Below are 22,712 nucleotides of genomic sequence, written 5' to 3'. Positions count from 1 at the left end.
CCGCTTCGCCACCCCCTCCACCAACACCAAGGACTTCCCATGACTGACACGAACACCACCAACCACACCCCGTTCCCGGCCGCCTCGATCCTGGGCTACCCGCGCATCGGCCGCCGACGCGAACTGAAGAAGGCCGTCGAGGCCTACTGGGCCGGCACCATCGACGCCGCTGCCCTGGACGCGGCAGCCAGGGAGATCCAGCTCGGCACCGCCAAGCGGCTCCAGGGCCTGGGCCTGACCGAGGCTGCAGCCGTGCCCGGCACCTTCTCCTACTATGACCAGGTGCTTGACGCCGCCGCCCACCTCGGCGCCGTGCCCGCCCGCTTCGGCAACCTCCTCAACGCCGAGGGCCAGCTGGACATCGACGGCTACTTCACCCTGGCGCGCGGCACCAAGGACCAGCAGCCGCTGGAAATGACGAAGTGGTTCGACACCAACTACCACTACCTCGTCCCGGAAATCGGCCCGGAAACCGACTTCGCGCTGACCTCCACCCGGATCGTCGAGGAGTTCACCTACGCCCTCGCCAATGGGATCGAGACCCGCCCGTACCTCGTTGGCCCGGTCACCTTCCTGCTGCTCAGCAAGGACTCGGACGACGCCCCGGCCGGCTTCAGCCCGCTGTCCCGTCTTGAGGACGTCCTCCCGGTCTACGCCGCCCTGCTGGAGAAGCTTGCGGCCGCCGGTGCCAGCTGGGTGCAACTGGACGAGCCCGCCCTCGTGGTAGACCAGGACACCCCGGCCCAGGAGATCGAGGCCGCCGTCGCCCGTTCCTACGAGGCCCTGTCGGCCGCCGAGAACCGCCCGCAGCTGTTCGTGTCCACCCCGTACGGCGCGCTCAACGCCCAGCTCGGCACCCTCGCAGCGACCGGTATCGATGCCCTGCACTTGGACATTTTCAAGGGCGAGGTCCCCTCCGCCGCGGCACTGGCCGGCCTCGGCAACAAGACCCTCGTCGCCGGCGTCGTGGACGGCCACAACATCTGGCGCAACGATCTCGCGGCCTCCGCGGCAAAGATCGCCGAACTGACGCAGTCCGTCGCCAGGCTTGCCGTCAGCACCTCCACCTCCACGCAGCACGTCCCGCACGACGTCGGCGAGGAAGTCCAGCTCTCCGCGCAGCTGCGCAGCTGGCTGGCTTTCGCCGACCAGAAGGCCGCCGAGGTTGTCACTCTGGCGGGCCTCCTGAACGATCCGGCAGCTGTCCGGCCGGCGATCGATGAGGCCACCCGCATCATCGCCGACCGCGCCGCGGCGGAAGGCGTCCGCCGCGCCGAGGTCCGGGACCGCACCGCCGCCCTGACCGACGCCGACTTCAGCCGCTCGGCCTACGGCGTCCGCGAGGCCGCGCAGGAGAAGGCCCTGCACCTGCCGCCGCTGCCCACCACCACGATCGGCTCGTTCCCGCAGACGGCCGAGATCCGCACCGCCCGGGCCCGGGCCAACAAGGGCGAGCTCACCACGGAGCAGTACGAACAGCTCATGAAAGATGAGATCAGCCGCGTCGTTGCGCTGCAGGAAGAGCTCGGCTTCGACGTCCTGGTCCACGGCGAGCCCGAGCGCAACGACATGGTCCAGTACTTCGCCGAAAACCTCGAGGGCTTCGACGTCACCGTGCACGGCTGGGTCCAGTCCTACGGTTCCCGCTGCACCCGCCCCTCGATCCTGTGGGGCGATGTCACCCGCAACGCGCCGATCACCGTGGAATGGGCCAGGTACGCGCAGTCCCTGACGGCCAAGCCGATGAAGGGCATGCTCACCGGTCCGGTCACCATCCTCGCGTGGTCCTTTGTCCGCGACGACCAGGCGCTCGGCGAGACCGCCAACCAGGTGGCCCTGGCCCTCCGCGACGAGATCGCCGACCTCGAGGCCGCCGGCATCAAGGTCATCCAGGTGGACGAGCCCGCGCTGCGCGAACTCCTGCCGCTGCGCACGGCCGACCAGGCCGCGTACCTCGAGTGGTCCGTGAAGTCCTTCCGGCTCGCCACCGCCGGAGCCGGGGACTCCACCCAGGTCCACACGCACCTGTGCTACTCAGAGTTCGGTGCCATCATCGACGCGATCGACGGCCTCGACGCCGACGTCACCTCGATTGAGGCCGCCCGCTCACGCATGGAGGTTGTCCACGACCTCGAATCCCATGGTTTTGGCCGCGGCGTGGGCCCGGGCGTCTACGACATCCACTCACCGCGGGTCCCGGGCGAGCAGGAAGTCACCGAACTGCTGCGCACCGCCGTGAAGCACGTCCCCTCCCGCCAGCTCTGGGTCAATCCGGACTGCGGCCTGAAGACCCGCGGTTACGCCGAGACCGAAGAGTCCCTGCGCAACCTGGTCACCGCCACCAAGACGGTCCGCGCCGGACTGCTTGAAGCGGCCCAGTAACCCGGCACCAGCGACGACGCCGTCCGGTCACCCCTCAAAGGTGACCGGACGGCGTCGTACGTTCTGATGTGGTGGCGGGGGAGTCAGGACTCCCAGAGGATTTCGTCGTCCACGACCCCGTCCTCGTCCGCGGAGGCCACCAGGACCTCGTCGGTGAAGTGTGCGCCAAGCGTGAAATCCAGCACGAAGTAGCGTTCCGGCTGGCCGGGGAAGATGCCCACATGGCCCAGCTTCAGCGCCTTGAGGAACACCTCGTCGGTGAGCTGGCTCTTGTCCTGGACGCCGAAGACCTTGTGAAGGTGCTCGTCCTTGATGGCGTTGCAGTGGAAGTGCCGGTATTCCTGCGGGCTGGTGCCTTCCTGCTCCAGTTCCTCGGCGATCATCTCGCGGACCTGGTCAATGACTTCGGGCAGGAAGCGCAGGCGGTAGTCAACTTTGTGCAGGGCCGCCTCGTCGAAGTGGTCATGCGCGTTGACATTCAGGTCAAGCTCCACGGTCCCGCCCGCCAGTTCATGCTTGGCGGTGAAATTATGGTCCCTTCCGTGGTTGAGCTCGACCTCGCCGAAGTGCTTGCTCGCTACCTTGTTCATACCTTCAACATAGTCCTGAAAACCGGACCATTCCAGCGTTCGCAAGGTTTTATCCAGTACCGCACCGGCCAGGAGGCGCGCGGCCGGTACATTGATCGGATGCAAACAGTTGCCCCCGCCGTCGCCCGTGCCCGTGAAGTATTTGACAGCGGGGTAACCCGTCCGCTGGCCTGGCGGCTGGAACAGCTGGGCAATCTGCGCCGGATGCTGATCGAGCGGCGCAGCGAGTTTGCGGAGGCGCTCGGCAGCGATCTGGGCAAGCACGCCACCGAGGCGCTGTTGACCGAGATCGGGTTTGTCACGGCTGAAGCTTCGCACCTGGAGAAGAACCTCGAACGCTGGCTGCGGCCGCGCCGCGTGCCGGTCCCGCTGTCCGTGCAGCCGGCGAAGGCGTGGACCGAGATGACACCCCTGGGGGTGGTGCTGGTCATCAGCCCTTGGAACTACCCGCTGCAGCTGCTGCTGGCGCCGCTGGCCGGCGCCCTCGCCGCCGGCAACACCGTGGTCCTCAAACCCAGCGAACACGCCCCGGCGACGTCGGCGGCGATGGCACGCTGGATTCCGGAGTACCTGGCCGGCGCGGCGGAAGTGGTCCAGGGCGCCATCCCGGAAACCGCCGCGCTGCTGGCGGAGCGCTTCGACCATATCTTCTTCACGGGAGGCGAGGCTGCCGGCAAGGTGGTGCTCCGGGCGGCGGCGGAGAACCTCACCCCGGTCACCCTGGAACTGGGCGGGAAGTCCCCGGCGTATGTGGATTCCTCCACGGACCTGGCCAAGGCCGCCAAGCGGATCGCCTGGGGCCGGTTCCTGAATGCGGGCCAGACGTGTGTGGCGCCGGACTATGTCCTGGCCACGGAGGACGTGCTGGTTCCGCTGGAACGCGAGCTGGCAAAGGCCATCCGCTCGCTGTTCGGGACCGATGCCGCACGGAGCAGGTTCTACGGCCGGATCATCGATGACCGCCACTTCGGGCGGCTCGGGGCGCTCGCGGACGGCAGCACCGTGGTCCACGGCGGGGAGCGCGACGCCGCCAGCCGGTACTTCGCGCCGACGCTGCTGCGGCCGGCACCGGGGGACGCCGTCATGGACGAGGAGATCTTCGGCCCGCTGCTGCCCCTGATCCCCGTCAGCGGACGCGAGGAAGCCATCAGCATGATCAACGCCCGGGCCAAGCCCCTGGCGCTGTATGTGTTCAGCGACGACGCCGGGACCCGGCGTGCCTTCTCCGAGCAGACCTCCTCCGGTGCGCTCTGCTTCGACGTCCCCGCCGCGCACCTGCTGGTCCCCGGGCTTCCGTTCGGCGGCGTCGGCGGCAGCGGCATGGGCGCATATCACGGGGAGCATTCGCTGCGGACCTTCTCCCACGAGCGGTCCACGCTGGCCAAGCCGTACTGGCCCGAAACCCTGGCAGTCATCTTCCCGCCCTACACCAGGGCCAAGCTCCGGGTCATCAGCTCGTTCGTCGTCCCGGCCGGGAAGAAGCCAGGGAAACCCTGACTCAGGCCTGCCGGGCCGTCCCCAGCTTGTGCAAGGTGTCCGCCAGCAGCTCCACGAAGAGCTGCACCTGCGCGGTCTGCTTCTCGTTGATGAGCAGGGCGAAGACGTTGCGGGCCAGCCGGATCTCGGGAACGTCCAGCACCACCACGCCGGCCGGGCGGTTCAGCAGGGCAAGCTCGGGAACCAGGGCCGCGCCCAGGCCGGCCGCGGCCATCTCCAGGCTCGCGTGGAAATCATCGCTGTACGCCACCACCCGCGGGTGCAGGTTGCAGCTGGCGAACAGGCGCTCAATCACGGTGGCGTCGGACGTGCCGGGGTGGTGCACAATCCACGGCATGTCGGAGAGGTGGTCAGCGGCGACCTTGGACTCCGTGCCGATGCCCCACGCCGCCGGCAGGACCACGCGGAAGTCGTCGTCGCCGATCCACTGCCGGTTCACGGTGTGCGGCCACGCCAGGCCGGACTGTCCCACCTGGTAGACCAGGGCCACGTCCAGTTCGCCGCCGGTGCGCAGGCCCTGGATGGTCTGGGCAGGCTCAGCCACGGAAACCCGCAGGTCGATCCCGAGCTTCTTCCACGCCGGGTTCGCCAGCATCCTGGGCAGCACATAGGTTGCCAGGCTGGGGAAGATGCCCAGCCGCAGCTCCTGCCGGCTGGTGTCGCCGGCCGTGTTCCCGGCCCGGGAGGCTGCGGCCATCAGCGCTTCGATGTCGGTGAGCACCTTGGCCGCGTGCCGGGTCATGACCAGGGCTGCTTCGGTGGGGTGGATGCTGCGGGCCGAGCGGGTAAACAGTTCGACGCCGGCATCGCGCTCCAGGGCGGACATCTGCTGGGACACCGCCGACGCCGTGTAGCCGAGCCGCGCAGCGGCCGCCGCGAAGGATCCCAGCCGGGTCACTTCGACGAGGGTGCGCAGATGGACGGGATTGATCAAGGGCTGCCCTTCGCAGGTTCCGGTGAGGCGGGACCGCAATCCCGCTTCATTCTGGCACATTAGACGGAGGCAAACGCTTGGAATTCGAACACATCCGAAGACCCCGCCGTTACGAATTGCCCGTAAGACGATTCCGTACGACGATTCACCAGAACGATTCAGGCCAGGCCAACAGGAGCAGATCAGTGTCACAAGCAGCAGGGATTCCTTCGGGGCGGCGGGTAGCCGTCATCGGCAGCGGGGTTGCAGGGCTGACCGCCGCGTATGTCCTCCAGCAAAAGGACCGGGTGACTCTCTTCGAGGCCGACCCCAGGCTCGGCGGCCACGCCCACACCCATGACGTCCCGCAGGCCGGCGGCCCGGTGCTCGGCATCGACACCGGGTTCATCGTCCACAACGAGCGGACCTACCCCACGCTGCTGCGGCTCTTCGCGGAGCTGGGGGTCGAAACCCAGGACTCGGAAATGAGCATGTCCATCCGCTGCGACGGCTGCGGGCTCGAGTACGCCGGCGCGCGTGCCAAGGGCCGCGGCATCATTCCCCGGCCCGGCACGCTTCTGCGCGGCCGGTACCTGCTGATGCTGGTGGAGGTCATGCGTTTCTACCGCCGGGCCCGCGCCCTGCTCGCCGAGGACACCACGCCGGGGGCCCCGGAGCTTACCCTGGGCGAGTTCCTGGCCCGGGAGAAGTTCAGCGCCTACTTCAGCTCGCACTTCATGACCCCGATTGTGAGCGCCGTCTGGTCCTGCGACCCCACCACGGCCCAGTCCTACCCTGCCCGCTACCTCTTCACGTTCCTGGCCCACCACGGCCTGCTCGGCGTCGCCGGTTCCCCGCAGTGGCGCACCGTCACCGGCGGCTCCCGCAGCTACGTGGACAAGCTCGCCGCCACCCTGCCGGACATCCGGCTCGCCACCCCGGTCACCGGAGTCCGCCGCCACGCGGCCGGCGTGGAGCTGACCACGAAGGACCGCACGGGAACCGTCACCACGGAGGACTTCGACGCCGTCGTGATCGCCACGCACCCGGCGCAGGCGCTGGGCATGCTCACCGACGCCTCGCCCGCCGAGCAGGAAGCGCTCGGCAAGATGCCCTACTCGGTGAACCACACCGTCTTCCACCGCGACGATTCCGTGCTGCCGGCCAGCGACAACGCCAAGGCCTCCTGGAACTACCGCCTGCCCTCCTGCGATGCCAGGCCGGACAATGTCCTGGTCAGCTACGACATGACCCGGCTCCAGCGGCTGGAACCCGCGGACGGCGGCCGCTACATCGTCAGCCTCGGCGAGTCCGAGCTCATCGCGGACCACACGGTGCTGGAACGCATGGTCTACGAGCACCCGCAGTACACCCCGGAATCCCTGAAGGCCCAGGAGCAGATCCTCGAGCTGGGTGATAGCCGGCTGGCCTTCGCCGGCGCCTATCAGGGCTGGGGATTCCACGAGGACGGCGCGCTCTCCGGCGTCCGGGCCGCTGCCCGGCTCGGCCGCGACTGGGACGAGGCCGGCATCGCCCGGATCCAGGAATACCGGACCGTATCGGTGGACCCGGACCTGCACAGCGTCGCCGCGGAGGGTTCATGAGCGCAACCGCTGGGATCTACCGCACGTCCATTGCGCATGTGCGGCGCACCCCGCTGAAAAACGCCTTCACCTACCGCAGCTACAGCTGGTATGTCGACGTCGACCATCTTCCCGTCCTGCCCCGCCTCCTGAAGCCGCTCGCCGTCTTCTCCGTAGCGGACCACCTGGGCGACCCGGCAGGGACGCTGCGGGGCAACGTTGAAGGGTTCCTCGCCACCCGGGGGGTAGCGCTCGACGGCGGCCGGATCACCATGCTGGCCAGCGCCCGCGTCTTCGGGCACGTCTTCAACCCGGTCAGCCTGTACTGGTGCCACAACGCCGCGGGGGAGCTGCGCTGCGTGGTCGCCGAGGTCCACAACACCTACGGCGAACGGCACTGCTACCTCCTGGAAACGGACGACGCCGGCCGGGCCAGCGTCCCGAAGGAGTTTTACGTTTCGCCGTTCAACGACGTCGAGGGCCAGTACCGGATGAAACTCCCGGAACCCGGCGAACGGCTCGCGGTCTCGATTGTTCTGGAGCGCGGGGGGCACCAGCCGTTCATCGCGACCATGGACGGAAAACGCCACGAAGCCACCGTGCCGAACATCCTCGCCGCGGCGCTCGCGGTGCCCCTGGCACCGCTGCTCGTCTCCGCGCAGATCCGCTGGCAGGGAATCAAGCTCTGGGCACGCCGGTTGCCCATCATCAAGAAACCACACCACCCTTCACAGGAGGCAGTTCAGTGACAATGACCGAAGCGACCGGATCAGGCGCCACGCGCCGGACCAATGAGGCCGCAGCCCCCTACACCGTGCCGCAGCCTCCTGCCGTGGTCGACGCTGCCATCTGGCCGAGCATCGCCACCGTCCCCTCGAGCCTCAAAGCCCGGGTGGCCGGCCGCGTCGCCGAAGCCATCTTCAAGGCCGCGGTCCGCCGGCTCCCCATCGAAGTGCGGTACCCAGACGGCACGGTCCTGGGCAAGCCGGCCACACCCGGCCACGCATACCCCGTGATGACCATGAACCGTCCCGGAGCTTTCGCGGCCCGGCTGGGCGACGGCGGGTTGATCGGCCTGGGTGAGTCCTTCATGGCCGGGGACTGGGACGCGGACAACCTCACCGCCGTGATGGAGGTCTTCGCCGCCCGCGTCGGAACGCTCGTGCCTGAGCCGCTGCAGAAACTGCGGGCGCTCTACCTGCCGCGCCAGCCGCGGAAGGAACGCAACACCGAGCAGAACACCCGCTCCAACATCTCCCGGCACTACGACCTCTCCAACGAGCTCTTCACCTCGTTCCTGGACGAGACCATGACCTACTCCAGCGCGCTGTTCCCGGAATCCGGCGGGGCCCTGGAAAACGTCACCTGGAAAGGCTTCGCCGCCGCCCAGCAGGCCAAGATCGACCGGCTGCTGGACAAGGCCGGCGTCACCACGGGAAGCCGTGTCCTGGAGATCGGCACCGGCTGGGGGGAGCTGGCCCTCCGCGCCGCGCAGCGCGGCGCCACGGTCTACTCCGTCACGCTCTCCAGCGAGCAGCAGGAACTGGCCCGCCAGCGCGTGGCAGAGGCCGGCTACGCCGACGCCGTCACGATCGAGCTCAAGGACTACCGTGCGGTGGAAGGGGAGTACGACGCCGTCGTCTCCGTGGAGATGATCGAGGCCGTGGGCTTCGAATACTGGGCCACCTACTTCCAGACGATCGAACGCGTCCTCGCCCCCGGCGGGAAGGTGGCCATCCAGGCCATCACCATCGCGCACGACCGGCTCATGGCCACGCGCACCAGCTACACGTGGGTGCACAAGTACATTTTCCCCGGCGGCGTCATTCCGTCCGTGCGCGCCATCGAGGACATCACGGAAAAGCAGACCGGACTCCGGGTCCGTGAACGCCTCGCCATGGGCGAGCACTACGCCGAGACCCTCCGGCTCTGGGAGGAGCGCTTCATGGCCCGCTCCGAGGAAGTCCGGGCGCTGGGCTTTGACGAGATTTTCCAGCGGATGTGGCTGTTCTACCTGTGCTACTCCCGCGCCGGCTTCGAGACCGGGTACCTGGACGTGCAGCAGATCGTGCTGGACCGCAGGTCAGTGGACGAGGGCCGCTAGCGGAGCCTGGGGCCGGCGTTCTGCCGTCCTGTTAGGCTCGTCACCGCGCGAAAGGCGGGCACCGGACCGGTGCCCGCCTTTTTCGTGTTCCGGGACACCATCTCCAGTGTTTGCCGCCACCGCCGGGCACCGGTTCCCGGCGACGCGACACGCCGTCCAGCGCGCGACACGCAGGGGACTTAATTGTGCATAGCCAGTCCACACCCTGTGGACATCGTCCACCAAAATGGCGGAATGACGGACATTTTTCGGGCCCCTGCCTGTGGACTGACGGTGCATTAAATGACATACTTGTAATACATCATCTTGGGGTCCGCATCGGGCTCGTGCACTACATGTAGTATCGACTTACAGTTCCAGCACAGCGGCAGAGGCCGCCAGGCAAGGCCAGCAACGGATAAGGATTCCTGTCCCGGACCGGCCCGGTGAACTGCAAAATACAGACTTCAACAAAGGGGACAGGGACCATGACCGTTACGGTTTACACGAAGCCGGCCTGTGTCCAGTGCAACGCGACTTACCGCGCACTGGACAAGAAGGGCATCACCTACCAGAGCGTCGACATCTCGCAGGACGCGGATGCCCTCGAACGCCTGAAGGCCCTCGGCTACCTGCAGGCCCCGGTCGTCGTCACGGACCAGGACCACTGGTCCGGTTTCCGTCCGGACAAGATCGAAGAGCTGGCGCTGGCCTCCGCCGCCGCCGTGGCCTGATCCGCTTCGCAGGAAAACACGTCAGATGAGGTGACTCCCATGGCACCAGTTGCAACAGCCGCAGCCCCGGCTCCGCTGGCAGCAGACACCGCGGACGCGGACAACGTCCGGGCCACCGCCAGCCACCTCATCTACTTCTCCTCCACCTCGGAGAACACGGCACGTTTCGTCGGGAAGCTGGGCGTCGACGCCGCCAGAATCCCGCTCCATGGGCGGGAACCCGCGCTGGTGGCCACCGAACCCTACGTGCTGGTGCTTCCCACCTACGGTGGCACCGGGGGAGAGGGATCCGTTCCGAAGCAGGTCATCCGCTTCCTGAACGATCCGGGGAACCGGCAGCTGATCCGCGGAGTGATCGGGGCGGGCAACACAAACTTTGGGGACAACTACTGCATGGCCGGCGACATCATCGCCGCCAAATGCCAGGTCCCGCACCTATATCGATTCGAACTCATGGGGACGCCGGAAGACGTCAGCCGAGTACAACAAGGATTGGAAGAATTTTGGACACGACTGTCGCAGACACCGAAGTGACCGGAGGCTCGCACGGAGCCCGCAACACCGCCGTCGAGAAGCACACCGTCCCCGGTGAGAAGCCGGCCATGCCGGCCGCCTTCCAGGGCCTGGGCTACCACGAGCTCAACGCGATGCTGAACCTCTACGGCCCGAACGGTGAGATCCAGTTCGAGGCCGACCGCGAGGCCGCGCACCAGTACTTCCTGCAGCACGTGAACAACAACACCGTGTTCTTCCACGACCTCGAGGAAAAGCTCGACTACCTCGTGAAGAACGAGTACTACGAGCGCGAAACCCTCGACCAGTACACGATGAACTTCATCCGCGAGCTCTACAACCGTGCGTACAAGAAGAAGTTCCGCTTCGAGACCTTCCTCGGCGCCTTCAAGTTCTACACCTCCTACACACTCAAGACGTTCGACGGAAAGCGCTTCCTGGAGCGCTACGAGGACCGCGTCTGCATGGTGGCCCTGCACCTGGCCCGCGGCGACGAGCAGCTCGCCCTGCAGATGGTGGATGAGATCATCGAGGGCCGCTTCCAGCCGGCCACCCCCACCTTCCTGAACGCCGGAAAGCGCCAGCGCGGCGAGCTGGTCTCCTGCTTCCTGCTCCGCATCGAAGACAACATGGAGTCGATCGGCCGCTCCATCAACTCCGCCCTGCAGCTCTCCAAGCGCGGCGGCGGCGTGGCCTTCGCGCTGACCAACATCCGCGAGGTCGGCGCGCCGATCAAGCAGATCGAGAACCAGTCCTCCGGCGTCATCCCCGTGATGAAGCTCCTCGAGGACAGCTTCTCCTACGCCAACCAGCTCGGTGCCCGCCAGGGTGCCGGAGCTGTGTACCTGCACGCCCACCACCCGGACATCTACCGCTTCCTGGACACCAAGCGCGAGAACGCGGACGAGAAGATCCGCATCAAGACCCTCTCGCTCGGCGTCGTCATCCCGGACATCACCTTCGAGCTGGCCAAGAAGGACGAGGACATGTACCTGTTCTCGCCGTACGACGTCGAACGCGTCTACGGCATGCCGTTCTCCGACGTCTCGGTCACCGAGAAGTACTACGAGATGGTGGACGATTCCCGGATCAAGAAGACCAAGATCAAGGCGCGCGAGTTCTTCCAGACCCTCGCCGAGATCCAGTTCGAATCCGGCTACCCGTACATCATGTTCGAGGACACCGTGAACCGGGAAAACCCGATCGACGGCAAGATCATCATGTCCAACCTGTGCTCGGAGATCCTCCAGGTCTCCCAGCCCACCACGTACAACGATGACCTCTCCTACGAGACCACCGGCAAGGACATTTCCTGCAACCTGGGCTCGCTGAACATCGCGAAGGCCATGGATTCGCCGGACTTCGGCCTGACCATCGAGACCGCCATCCGGTCCCTCTCGGCTGTCTCGGACATGTCCAACATCACCTCGGTGCCCTCGATCGCCCGCGGCAACGACCAGTCCCACGCCATTGGCCTCGGCCAGATGAACCTGCACGGCTACCTGGCCCGCGAGCGGGTCCACTACGGCTCCGAAGAGGGCCTGGACTTCACTAACATCTACTTCTACTCGGTGGTGTTCCACGCGGTCCGCGCCTCCAACAAGCTGGCCATCCAGACCGGCCAGACGTTCGGCGGCTTCGAAAAGTCCAAGTACGCCTCCGGCGAGTTCTTCGACAAGTACACGAACCAGGAATGGGTCCCGCAGACGGCCAAGGTTGCGGAGCTGTTCAAGAACATCCACATCCCCACGCAGGATGACTGGCGCGAGCTGAAGGCCTCCGTCATGGAGCACGGCATCTACAACCAAAACCTGCAGGCCGTGCCGCCGACAGGCTCGATCAGCTACATCAACAACTCCACCTCCTCGATCCACCCGGTGGCGTCCAAGATCGAGATCCGCAAGGAAGGCAAGCTGGGCCGCGTGTACTACCCGGCGCCGTACCTGACGAACGACAACCTGGAGTACTACCAGGATGCGTACGAGATCGGCTACGAGAAGGTCATCGACACGTACGCCGCGGCCACGCAGCACGTGGACCAGGGCCTGTCCCTGACGTTGTTCTTCAAGGACACCGCCACCACGCGCGACATCAACAAGGCCCAGATCTACGCCTGGAAGAAGGGCATCAAGACCATCTACTACATCCGTCTCCGCCAGCTCGCGCTGGAAGGGACCGAGGTGGACGGCTGCGTCAGCTGCATGCTGTAACCGATATCGGTTGATTTTGCTTCAGTACGACGGCGGGCGCCCGCCCGCCGTCGTACGCTTTAACCAGAGAACCAACCCAACTTTTAGGGGATGACATGACCGAGAAGGTCAAGCTGCTTAGCCACGTTGAAGCCATTAACTGGAACCGCATCCAGGACGAGAAAGACGTTGACGTCTGGAACCGCCTGGTCAACAACTTCTGGCTGCCGGAGAAGATCCCGCTGTCCAACGACGTCCAGTCGTGGGCGACGCTGACCCCGGACGAGCAGCAACTCACCATGCGCGTGTTCACGGGCCTGACGCTGCTGGACACCATCCAGGGCACCGTGGGCGCCGTCTCGCTGATTCCGGATGCGATCACCCCGCATGAAGAGGCCGTCTACACGAACATTGCGTTTATGGAGTCCGTGCACGCGAAGAGCTACTCTTCCATCTTCTCCACGCTGGCCTCCACCAAGGAGATCGACGAGGCATTCCGCTGGTCCACCGAGAACGTGAACCTGCAGAAGAAGGCCCAGATCGTCATGGACTACTACCAGGGCGACGATCCCCTGAAGCGCAAGGTGGCATCGACGCTGCTGGAGAGCTTCCTGTTCTACTCGGGCTTCTACCTGCCGATGTACTGGTCCTCACGGGCCAAGCTGACGAACACGGCCGACCTGATCCGCCTGATCATCCGCGACGAGGCCGTGCACGGCTACTACATCGGCTACAAGTTCCAGAAGGGCCTGGAGGGCCTGTCCGAGGAGCGCAAGCAGGAGATCAAGGACTACACCTTCGAGCTGCTCTTCGAGCTGTACGAGAACGAAGTCCAGTACACACACGACCTCTACGACTCCGTCGGCCTGGCCGAGGACGTCAAGAAGTTCCTGCACTACAACGCCAACAAGGCGCTCATGAACCTGGGCTACGAGGCCATGTTCCCGGCCTCCGTCACCGACGTGAACCCGGCGATCCTGTCGGCCCTGTCGCCGAACGCTGACGAGAACCACGACTTCTTCTCGGGTTCGGGTTCCTCTTACGTCATCGGCAAGGCTGTCAATACCGAGGATGACGACTGGGACTTCTAGTTCCGTTGTGAGATGTCGGCCTGCGGCCGCAAGTAGCTTTGGCGGTGAACCCCGGACTTTCAAACCTGCAACGGCCTCGTACGCTCAAGCGTGCGAGGCCGTTTCGTCTGTTTGGGCTGGACAAGGTCCAGGTTACGTTCTCCTCAGACGCTGCTCCAGTTCTGAAAACAATGGCCATTCCCTTAGTTCTGAAGGATGGAGGCTGGTCCTGAGTAGCGATTCCACAACGTCGGGGGCGGCGTAATGGCCCTTAAGACCGAGGTACTTTACCAGAACGGGGGCTACATCGTGTCCGCGCCCAAGCTGTCCAAGATTCCCAAGCATCTCTATATAAGAATTTGCTTGGCTCGTCAGTTCCTCAAGTGAATGTTCACGGTCCGCTTTGGAAATCTTGGAAAGGCAACGCCGAACCAGCTCTGAGGTGGTGACGCTGATTGAATTTTTTGAAAAGGTGCAGGCGTCCGCGGGATTCGCGATGCCTTTGATTCCGTATTGATGAAGTGCTACACGTACGGCCGCTATTACGGCCAGGGCTGGTCCCATGACCATATAGAGATCGGCCGCCGAAGGAGACTCGGGTTGTCCCAATGCAAGTGAAAAGAAACGCTTCAAGGGGCGATCCTGTAGGGCATAATGCTCAATTGAAGGAAAGTCTGTGACCAAAAGGTAGTCTCTGTTAATTGGTTGCGGCCCCAGAACCGATGTCCAATCCGCGTCAACAATGACCACAAACTGCCGGAGCCCGCGCCCAAGTAGTCCCTCCAATTCTGAAGAGAGAGTGACGGCCTTCGCCCTTTCTCCATGGTCGGTCGAGTATTTCTCAGTTTGTTCCCGCGGAATGAAAACCCTGTCGCCCACGGCAACTGCAGTACCCGATAATCTCAAGTCGTCCATGAACCACTGAAATAGACTTGCATCGTGCCTTCCTTCAGTGAACACAAGCGTTGCTTCAGGCTCGAACTCTGCCAGCGCTGCAATCTCATCTATAGTCTGTAGATCCCCAGGTGCATCACTCATATTCGTCATCCTGTTGCATTCGAACGACGTTTTTTCTGAATGCTGACAGGAGCTCAATGGAGTGGGTGGCGATGACGAACTGGACTCCGGAACCCTCCGTGCACGCCAACAGTGACCGGACGACCCGGCGTTGCCACTTAACGTTCAGACTGAGTTCGGGTTCGTCTATGAGAAATAGACGCGAGCCTTCCCGAGCAAGGAGTGCATTGCAGAGTAGCAAGACTAGGTGGCTTTCGCCTGAAGACAGATGACGCGGACGGAGCGGTTTCCCATCTTCTAGGAGTATTCTTAGCCCAGAACGAGGGGAGAACCTGAGCGACTTGTTTGTTAAGTATCCATTGGTCTCAGTGAGGAATGTCCGAATAATAGATTCGGCGTCTTGGAGGGCGTCAAGGCGTGCACTGAGGCTTTCAATGTAGGGTTCCAGAATGGATTTAGCAATCCGAAACTGACCCGTTTCCATGTTTCTAAGTGTCTTCGAAAATTCCGCTCCGGCAAATCGAGGGGTAAGCCCGAGTTCTTCGAAACTTCGACTCCGCTTGCCTAGGTCAACAATTTGCTCCATCAGCCTTTGACGTTGTGTTTCGATGGTATCCTTCGCAGTGTCAGAAGACATGCTTCCTATCTGGCCAAGTACGTCGAGGTAAACCGAGTTGGCATTGGCAGACCCTGACGTATTCCCGCCGATGGCGAGCTGTCGCAGCATTTCATTGACGCGCCTGATCGACTTTTCTAGCTCAAGGGCCAATGGTCGAACTTTGTCTGTCGGCAAATCGGGAGGGTAGGCGAACTGAGACCGTGCCCGTGAAGACGCCGGATCCTCCGCGAAAGCATCGCTGGACGTGCTCCTGTCGTCAGCCAAGAAATAGGGTGCGCTACCCAACTTGTCGAGGAGCTCAATGTATTTCCTTTGTTGCTGGACAGCCTTTCCAGCGAACTGCACATCTGCATCCATCGACGGCAGTCGTTTATCAAAGTCCTGCAGCGTCCATGCCTCAAAAAAGTCCTCCCAGGCATGCTTTTCGGGCCATGTAGACCGAGAATCTAATCGCCCTCGTTTCCGCACTTCAATGGTGTAGGGTCCCGCGACCGGCAGTTTGCGTAAGGCGCTTATGGTGATACTTTTTCCCAAGTGGACAGTGACACGTGTAAATGCGATTCTGGACACTCTGGTGCGGTGCCCACTTCGGTCAGACGGTGACAGCAAATTCCACACAAGCTCTAAAATCGTCGTTTTCCCTGAGCCGTTTTCACCGTAGAGAAGCGTTAGGCGGTCTTCGACACTTTCGCCTGCAAGGTCGAGATTGTAGTTGTATGATCCGTACAGATCAGCAACTTCGATTTTGGTAACGGCGCTTGCCTTTGGCATTTCTTCACTTACAGCAGATTTCAAGTTGCCCTCTGACTTATCGATTCCTTGGGAAGTGATCAAAACTAACTTCTTCGCCTAGCATATATTGGCCGTTTAGCCCCGAGCCTCAGCAAACCTCGGGGCCATCGACTCCATCTGCTCCATGACCAGTTTGATCGCCTCGGGCTGCTTGTCCGGCGGGTAGCCAAATCGGACCAACAGTCGCTTGATCGAGGAGCGCAGCTTCGCGCGGACGTCATCGCGAACGGTCCAGTCGGTGCGCACGTCACGGCGCATCACCGACACAAGCTCGCGGGCGATGTCAGCCAGTACGCCTTCGCCCTGGACCTCCACCGCCGATTCATTCGAAGCCACAGCGTCGTAGAAGGCTAGTTCGTCTGTATTCAGCGGGGGAGTGAACTGCGCACCGCGGTTCCCTTCGGCGGCGACCTCCCGTGCCAGCGCCACCAGTTCCGCGATAACCTCAGCCGACGTGAGCTGCTGGTTGGTGTACTTCTTCATCAGCTCGGTGATCCGCTCCGAGAAGGCGCGCTGGCGGATCACGTTGTTGCGGGTCGTCTTGGCCGACTCATCGGCGATGAGTTTCCGCAGCGCCTCGATGGCCAGCTGGGGGTTACGCGCCTGCTGTGTTTTGGCGATGAACTCCGGTGTCAGGTCATCCAGTGACGGCTTCGGCATGCCGGCAGCCTCATAGATGTCCAAGACCTCGCCCGAAGATGTTGCCGTCGCGATCAGATTGCCCAGCAGCCGCTGGATCTCCTCCGGCACCGGCTCGCCGCTGGACTGCCGGTCGGCGGCGTCGAACTTCGCCATGTACACCCGGGTCTCTTCGTAGACTTGGATCTCCGGCCGCAGCTCCGCCAAGGTCTCTGACCCCGAGCACAGCGCCCATGCCCGGGACAGCTGACTGGAGAACCGCCTGTACTTCGAGGCCAGCGTCTCTTCGCCTTCGGCAGGCTGGTTCCCCGGCGTTTCCGGGCTGCGCAGGTAGTTGGCCGCGCCCGTCGCCGCGGATACAAATGCCTTCGGGCCGCCCTTCATCAGCACGCCCTTCCAGTCGTAGCCGGCAAGCAGCCCCCGCAGTGTCTCCACCAACCCACGTGCGGCCACGACGGCCTCGTCAATGTTCTTGCCCACCGGCTTGTTCGCCTGGTCGGACTGCGTGTACTCGCCCAAAGCCTTGGCCAGGTTCTCCGCCAGCGGCGCGTACGCCACCAGCAGTCCGTCCTCCTTGCCGCGGAAAGTGCGGTTCACCCGCGCGAGTGTCTGCATCAGCAGCGCGCCCTTGAGCGGCCGGTCCAGGTACAGGGTGTGCAGCGGCGGGGCGTCAAAGCCGGTGAGCATCATGTCCTTGACGATCACCAGCTCCATCTCGTCATCCACGTCTTTGAGCCGTTCCTTCACAGTCGCATTCAAGGAGTCGCGGCGCACGTGATCGGACACCGGCGGCACGTCGGACGCGGTGCCGGAGTAGACCACCTTGATCTTGCCCTTCGCCAGGTCATCTGAATGCCAGTCGGGCCGCAGCGCCACGATCGCCGCGTACAGCTTCGCGCAGATTTCCCGCGTCCCGCCCACGATCATCGCCTTGCCCGGCGCCTCGATGAACTTGCCCATCCGCGCGCTGCGGTTCTCCCAATGAGCCACCAGATCGGCGGCCAGCGCGGCGATCCGCTGCGGCGCACCGTAGACGGCGTTCACGACGGCGACGCTCGCCTCGATGCGCGCCCGTTCGGTTTCGTCCAGCCCCAGGGTGGCTTCGTCCGCAGCCTGGTCCAGGATCTCCTCCGTCACGTCCGAGGCCAGCCCAACTTTGATCAGCCGCGGTTCGAAGTACACCGGCACCGTGGCGCCGTCTTCCACTGCACGGGAGAGATCGTAGATGTCGATGTATTCGCCGAACACGTCCTGGGTGTTGCGGTCATCAAAGGAGATGGGTGTCCCGGTGAAGGCGATCAGCGTCGCGTGCGGGAGGGCATCGCGGAGGTGCCGGGCGTAGCCGTCGAGGTCGTCATAGTGTGAGCGGTGCGCCTCGTCCACTACCACGATGATGTTGCGCCGGTCGGACAGCAGCGGGTGCTCGGCGCCGGCGTCCTTCTCCGACTTGCTGCGCCCGAACTTTTGGAGGGTGGTGAAGTAGATGCCGCCGGTGGTGCGGTTGCTCAGTTCGTCCCGGAGTTCGGTGCGCTTTTTGATCTGTTTGGGGGTTTCTGCGAGCAGGAGGCTCCGGCTGAAGCCCTCGAACAGCTGGCCGTCGAGCTCGTTGCGGTCGGTGATGACGACGACGGTCGGGTTCTTCAGCTTGGGGTGCCGTGCCACGAGGTTGGCGTACAGCTCCATTTCCATGGACTTGCCCGAGCCCTGGGTGTGCCAGACGACGCCGGCCTTGCCGTTGCTTTCCACCGCCTGGACGGTGCTGCCCACGGCCTTGGTCACGGCGAAATACTGGTGCGGCTTCGCGATGCGCTTGGTCAGCCCGGCCGGTCCTTCATCAAACGCGGTGAAGTTGCGGGTCAACTGCAGGAAGCGCTCCTGGTTGTAGAGGCCCTGGAGCGCGGTTTCCAACGCCGTCACGGCTTCGCCGTCTTCCATGTACCCCGGCGCGACGGGCACGCCGTCGTCGTCTACGTTCCAGGGCGAGAAGTGGTTCAGGGGAGTGAACGGCGTGCCGTACTTGGCCTGGATTCCGTCAGAGGCGAGCGTGAGCACGCAGAAACGGAACGCCATGGGGAATTCGCGCAGGTAGGTCTGCAGTTGGGCGTGGGCGGAGGCGACGTCGGCCGTGGCGCTGCCGGCCTTCTTCAGTTCGATGATGCTCACCGGCATGCCGTTGCAGTAGAGCACGACGTCGAAGCGGCGTTTGTAGTCGCCCTGCACCAGCGTGACCTGGTTGACGGCGAGCCAGTCGTTTTGGTCCGGGTCGGCACTGAGCAGATGGAGGGTGGGGTTGGCCTCGTTGCCGTCCGCGTCGATGTAGCTGAGCCGGTAGCCGTCTACGAGGTAGTTGTGGAGGCGGTGGTTCTCGGTGATGGCGTCGTTTGATTTGGGCGAGGCGATCTCGGCGAGGGCCTGCTGCAGGTACTGGGCCGGAACAGTGGGGTTGAACCGCTGCAGGGCCGCGAGCAGCCGCGGCCGGATCAGCAGTTCGTCCCAAGAGTCGCGCTCACCCCTGCCGGGCGCGATGTCCTGCCCGGATGCCGGCCGCCAGCCGAGCGGCTCGGCCAAACGGTCCAGGGCCATGCCTTCCCAATCGGCTTCGGAAAAGGCTACGGCGGGTGCTGCTGTCACGGTGGTTCCCCCTGATGGACCGGATGTCATGCTGAAATGTCTGTGAAAATCCTGCTTCGTGGCCTAGACGCTGGCTTAGGTCGGCTTGTCCGACTTCATACTCCCGCGTCCTCCAGCACTTTCTCAGCATCTTTGACCCGCAGCTTGCCGGACATGAGTTGGGGGAGGAGTGCGTCGCGGGTTGCCGCCAGCTTCCGATTTTCGTCCAGATGCGACTGGATCAGTCTGCGCAACGGCGCGACGGTTTCGTTGAATTGCAGGATCAGGTCTGATTCGGGAAGCCCTACGTCAGACGCAACGATGACCTTTGCGTTCATGTTCTTCTGGACGGATCCGCTCATTGCTCCTTCGGCATACTCCAGATACTGCGGTGACCGCAGGAAGTAGTAGAGATATAGTGCCTGGGCAGGATTGTGCGGCTTGAGGCGAACGAGGTAGGACGCGAAAACGGCTTCAGGATCACCTGGATCGATGAAGGCCGCCTTGCCTGGGTCCGCCATACGAGCAACCAGAATGTCCCCGGCCGAAACCCGGTACTTGCTCAGCTCCAAGTCGCTAACGGTGCAATTTGGAGTACTATCCCACTCGACCCATGGCTTCTTATTGATGTCAGTGACTCGCAAAAACTTCGGCCCTGGATCACCATGGGCCGACGTCGTGACCCCGTACTGCGTTGAAACCAACTCGGACAGCGAGAATATCCGATCCGCATTCTGATATGCGTGAGAGAAGTGCGTCGTTGCCAGCTCAGCAGTGGAGGCAGTGAGCCTGGTGTTGACGGCGATCTTGTCGTCGAGCGCCCCTAACACCTCGGCAATCGCCCGTTGCACGGCAGGTTCGGGCACAGCCAGGGGGACCGCGGAAAGAATGGAAGTATTGAGATTAGGCATGGTAGCGCCGACGGCATGGCGAACGATCCAATCCCGCGATTCCTCAGTGCCGAGGAGAAACGAAAGAAAGGCCGGATTGTGGATGGAACTGTCCCCAAGTCTTACTCGGAGACAGCCGGTGCCACATAGCCATCCCTCATTGGCGTCGCGGACCAAAGCGCGCTTCTCGACGTCGCCGCGGCGGGAATAGACGATGTCGCCCTTCCTCATGCGGTACTTGCTAAGTCGTTGAGCGTCCGATTCCTGAATTCTGGCGATGCCTTCCTCGCGGATGATGTTGTCACCAATGTTTTGCGGCATAACACTGGGAACGCCCGAGAGTACATAGTCTGATGCGTGAAGTTGGCTACCGAAGGGGCCCGTCTGGATCCCTCCGCCGCCTTCGCGGCACAGGTCTCCGAGCGTTGTCGCTTTCCACTCAGACATCGACCCGCCCCAATTGCTCGCGCACAACCTGCGCCAGCCGCTCGGACTCCTCGAACTGCTCGAACAGCTCCTTGGACAGGCGTGCGATCTTCTCTTCGACCGGCTCGCCGTCGTCCTCCACATCGGCCGCGCCGACGTACCGTCCGGGGGTGAGCGCGTAGTCCGAGGCCTTGACCTCGGCGAGGCTGGCCGAGTAGCAGAAGCCGGCCTCGTCGTCGTACGTCAATCCGGCCTCAACGGCCGAAGCGGTGCCGCGCCAGGCGTGGTAGGTGTTGGCGATCTTGGCAATGTCCTCGTCGGACAGGGCGCGTTCGGCACGGTCCACCATGTAGCCGAGGTTGCGGGCGTCGATGAAGAGCACCTGGCCGGTGCGGTCCACGGAGCCGTTCTTGCCTGCGGTTTTGTCCTTGGCGAAGAACCAGGTGCAGACCGGGATGCCGGTGCTGCGGAAGAGCTGGGTGGGCAGGGCCACCATGCAGGAGACCAGGTCGGCCTCCACGAGTTGGGCGCGGATCTCGCCCTCGCCGCCGGAGTTGGAGGACATGGAGCCGTTGGCCATGACCACGCCGGCGCTGCCGCCGGGGGCCAGCTTGGAGATGATGTGCTGGATCCAGGCGTAGTTGGCGTTGCCGGCCGGGGGGACGCCGTACTTCCAGCGGGGGTCGGATTCGGAGCGGGCCCAGTCCTTGATGTTGAAGGGCGGGTTGGCCATGATGAAGTCCGCGCCGTTGCTGCCGGTCAGCTCCGGGTGCTGGTCCCGCGCGAAGGTGTCGCCCCAACGGGAGGCGAGGTTGGCGTTGAGGCCGTGGATGGCGAGGTTCATCTTGGCCATACGCCAGGTGCGCTCATTGAGCTCCTGGCCGTAGACGGAGATGTCCGAGCCCTCCATGTTGTGCGCGGCGAGGAACTTCTCGGCCTGAACAAACATGCCGCCCGAGCCGCAGCAGGGATCGTAGACGCGGCCGCGGTGCGGTTCGAGGACCTCCACGAGGACGCGGACCACGCCGGCGGGGGTGTAGAACTCGCCGCCGCGCTTGCCCTCGGCCTTGGCGAACTTCTCCAGGAAGTACTCGTACACCTCGCCGAGCAGGTCGCGGGCCTTGCTGGCGCCCTGGCCGGTGAAGCGCGCCGAGTTGAACAGGTCCAGCAGCTCGCCGAGGCGGCGCTGGTCCACGTTGTCGCGGTTGTAGATGCGGGGGAGCGTGGCGGCAAGGGACTTGTTGTCGGCCATAATGAGGTCCATGGCTTCATCGATGAGCTGGCCGATCGACTTTGGCTCGGCGCCGTCCATCGCCGGCAGGCCCTTAGCGTTCTCGGCCAAATAGCCCCAGCGCGCCCGCTCCGACACCCAGAAGACGCCGCGGCCGGTGTACTCGTCCACGTCGTCGATCAGCTGGGCGATCTGCTCCTCGTTGAGCCCGTCCGCCTCCAGTTCGGCCTGGATCTGCCCGCGGCGCTCCTCGAACGCGTCCGAGACGTACTTCAGGAACACCAGGCCCAGGATCACGTCCTTGTACTGGGAGGCATCCATGGAGCCGCGTAGCTTGTCCGCGGCCTTCCAGAGGGTGTCCTTGAGTTCCTTCATGGTGGACGGGGCGAGGTCCACCTTCATTTTGGGGGGCATTACGTGGTTCCTTCGGTCTGTGGTTCGGCGGGCGTTGTGCCGGGGTCTGTCAGGGTAAGGCTTCCGCCCGCTACGCCGTCCGTAATCAGGGTAGCGAGTTCTTCCAGCCGCTTGAGGCGTTCGCGGGTCAGGTGCTGCCCGTGTTGCAATCGGGTGAGCGTTTCGGCAAGCTTCGTCCGCTGGGCGTCCGGTACACGGCGCAACTGCCAGCGCCGCCAGGCCTTGTCCCTGCCGGACAGCGCGTTGATGTCCGCGGCGACGACGTCGGGCAGCAGCCCTCCGGGGTCGCCGGCGTCGATTCGCAGCGCCCTCGCGGGGAACGCGACGGCGGAGCCGCCGTCGGCGTCGACAGTGGCCGCCGGCCGCGGGCTGGTGCAGAACACGACGTCGCCGGGCTCGGTGAGCCTGCCCCCGGGGTTGCTGGCGGCGAACTCCAGCAAGCTGATGTACCGGGCCGGTGCGGTGTGCGGGTGGAGCAGATATTCCGGGCCGATGACTCTGGTTCCCGACGCGGCGGTCA

Annotated in this window: 16 protein-coding genes and 1 pseudogene; 9 read left to right on the top strand and 8 right to left on the bottom strand. The window is 64.1% G+C overall.

The genetic code is table 11. The annotated features are described in order from the left end of the window. Positions 1 to 39 precede the first annotated feature (39 nt). On the top strand, positions 40 to 2,382 hold the full coding sequence (gene metE, locus BJG92_RS02575; protein ID WP_232082455.1) for a 5-methyltetrahydropteroyltriglutamate--homocysteine S-methyltransferase: 2,343 nt from the start codon (positions 40 to 42) through the stop codon (positions 2,380 to 2,382). An 83-nt stretch (positions 2,383 to 2,465) separates the two neighbouring features. On the opposite strand, the gene BJG92_RS02570 is transcribed toward metE, so the two are convergent. After that, complete coding sequence (locus BJG92_RS02570) at positions 2,466 to 2,972, bottom strand: DUF2004 domain-containing protein (RefSeq protein ID WP_232082454.1); 507 nt, start codon at positions 2,970 to 2,972, stop codon at positions 2,466 to 2,468. A gap of 99 nt (positions 2,973 to 3,071) precedes the next feature. Between BJG92_RS02570 and BJG92_RS02565 the strand changes: the two genes are divergently transcribed. Next, positions 3,072 to 4,469 (top strand): aldehyde dehydrogenase family protein, encoded by a 1,398-nt coding sequence (locus BJG92_RS02565; protein WP_232082453.1) that lies wholly within the window; start codon positions 3,072 to 3,074, stop codon positions 4,467 to 4,469. 1 nt (position 4,470) lies between these two features. On the opposite strand, the gene BJG92_RS02560 is transcribed toward BJG92_RS02565, so the two are convergent. Continuing rightward, complete coding sequence (locus BJG92_RS02560) at positions 4,471 to 5,403, bottom strand: LysR family transcriptional regulator (protein WP_232082452.1); 933 nt, start codon at positions 5,401 to 5,403, stop codon at positions 4,471 to 4,473. 185 nt (positions 5,404 to 5,588) lie between these two features. On the opposite strand from BJG92_RS02560, the gene BJG92_RS02555 reads away from it, so the two are divergent. The 7 genes from BJG92_RS02555 to nrdF all read left to right on the top strand — a co-directional run bounded on the left by BJG92_RS02555 (position 5,589) and on the right by nrdF (position 13,575). Then, a complete protein-coding gene (locus tag BJG92_RS02555) occupies positions 5,589 to 6,986 on the top strand; it encodes an FAD-dependent oxidoreductase (protein ID WP_232082451.1) in 1,398 nt (465 codons plus the stop codon). Beyond that, positions 6,983 to 7,714 (top strand): DUF1365 domain-containing protein, encoded by a 732-nt coding sequence (locus BJG92_RS02550; RefSeq protein WP_232082450.1) that lies wholly within the window; start codon positions 6,983 to 6,985, stop codon positions 7,712 to 7,714. The genes BJG92_RS02555 and BJG92_RS02550 overlap by 4 nt, the downstream gene beginning before the upstream one ends. A gap of 2 nt (positions 7,715 to 7,716) precedes the next feature. Continuing rightward, positions 7,717 to 9,069, top strand: coding sequence for a class I SAM-dependent methyltransferase (locus BJG92_RS02545; RefSeq protein ID WP_269461667.1), 1,353 nt, complete (start codon positions 7,717 to 7,719; stop codon positions 9,067 to 9,069). Between the two features lie 467 nt (positions 9,070 to 9,536). Further along, complete coding sequence (gene nrdH, locus BJG92_RS02540) at positions 9,537 to 9,782, top strand: glutaredoxin-like protein NrdH (protein WP_232082448.1); 246 nt, start codon at positions 9,537 to 9,539, stop codon at positions 9,780 to 9,782. A 39-nt stretch (positions 9,783 to 9,821) separates the two neighbouring features. Further along, positions 9,822 to 10,316 carry a class Ib ribonucleoside-diphosphate reductase assembly flavoprotein NrdI gene (gene nrdI, locus BJG92_RS02535; RefSeq protein WP_232082447.1) on the top strand — a complete coding sequence of 165 codons (495 nt, stop codon included), beginning with the start codon at positions 9,822 to 9,824 and terminating at the stop codon, positions 10,314 to 10,316. 68 nt (positions 10,317 to 10,384) lie between these two features. Then, positions 10,385 to 12,505 (top strand): class 1b ribonucleoside-diphosphate reductase subunit alpha, encoded by a 2,121-nt coding sequence (nrdE, locus tag BJG92_RS02530; RefSeq protein ID WP_232082456.1) that lies wholly within the window; start codon positions 10,385 to 10,387, stop codon positions 12,503 to 12,505. A 95-nt stretch (positions 12,506 to 12,600) separates the two neighbouring features. Then, complete coding sequence (nrdF, locus tag BJG92_RS02525) at positions 12,601 to 13,575, top strand: class 1b ribonucleoside-diphosphate reductase subunit beta (protein ID WP_232082446.1); 975 nt, start codon at positions 12,601 to 12,603, stop codon at positions 13,573 to 13,575. 132 nt (positions 13,576 to 13,707) lie between these two features. Here the strand turns inward: nrdF and BJG92_RS02520 are convergent, their stop codons facing one another. The 6 genes and pseudogenes from BJG92_RS02520 to BJG92_RS02495 all read right to left on the bottom strand — a co-directional run. Next, positions 13,708 to 14,592 carry a hypothetical protein gene (locus BJG92_RS02520; protein ID WP_232082445.1) on the bottom strand — a complete coding sequence of 295 codons (885 nt, stop codon included), beginning with the start codon at positions 14,590 to 14,592 and terminating at the stop codon, positions 13,708 to 13,710. Next, the gene (locus BJG92_RS02515) at positions 14,585 to 16,024 is read right to left on the bottom strand and encodes an AAA family ATPase (RefSeq protein WP_232082444.1); all 1,440 of its coding nucleotides are present in this window, start codon (positions 16,022 to 16,024) and stop codon (positions 14,585 to 14,587) included. The genes BJG92_RS02520 and BJG92_RS02515 overlap by 8 nt, the downstream gene beginning before the upstream one ends. A gap of 33 nt (positions 16,025 to 16,057) precedes the next feature. Beyond that, positions 16,058 to 19,282 carry a type I restriction endonuclease subunit R gene (locus BJG92_RS02510; protein WP_232082443.1) on the bottom strand — a complete coding sequence of 1,075 codons (3,225 nt, stop codon included), beginning with the start codon at positions 19,280 to 19,282 and terminating at the stop codon, positions 16,058 to 16,060. Positions 19,283 to 19,347: 65 nt separating this feature from the next. Further along, on the bottom strand, positions 19,348 to 20,568 hold the full coding sequence (locus tag BJG92_RS02505) for a restriction endonuclease subunit S (RefSeq protein ID WP_232082442.1): 1,221 nt from the start codon (positions 20,566 to 20,568) through the stop codon (positions 19,348 to 19,350). Further along, complete coding sequence (locus BJG92_RS02500) at positions 20,561 to 22,192, bottom strand: class I SAM-dependent DNA methyltransferase (RefSeq protein ID WP_232082441.1); 1,632 nt, start codon at positions 22,190 to 22,192, stop codon at positions 20,561 to 20,563. The genes BJG92_RS02505 and BJG92_RS02500 overlap by 8 nt, the downstream gene beginning before the upstream one ends. Next, a pseudogene (locus BJG92_RS02495) lies at positions 22,192 to 22,712 on the bottom strand (hypothetical protein); the annotation flags it as partial. The pseudogene BJG92_RS02495 and the gene BJG92_RS02500, both read right to left, overlap by 1 nt.

Source organism: Arthrobacter sp. SO5, from assembly GCF_020532805.1.
Lineage (GTDB): Bacteria > Actinomycetota > Actinomycetes > Actinomycetales > Micrococcaceae > Arthrobacter.
The sequence above is the reverse complement of the archived record's forward strand: the minus strand, read 5'-3'. Positions and strand labels throughout refer to the sequence as shown.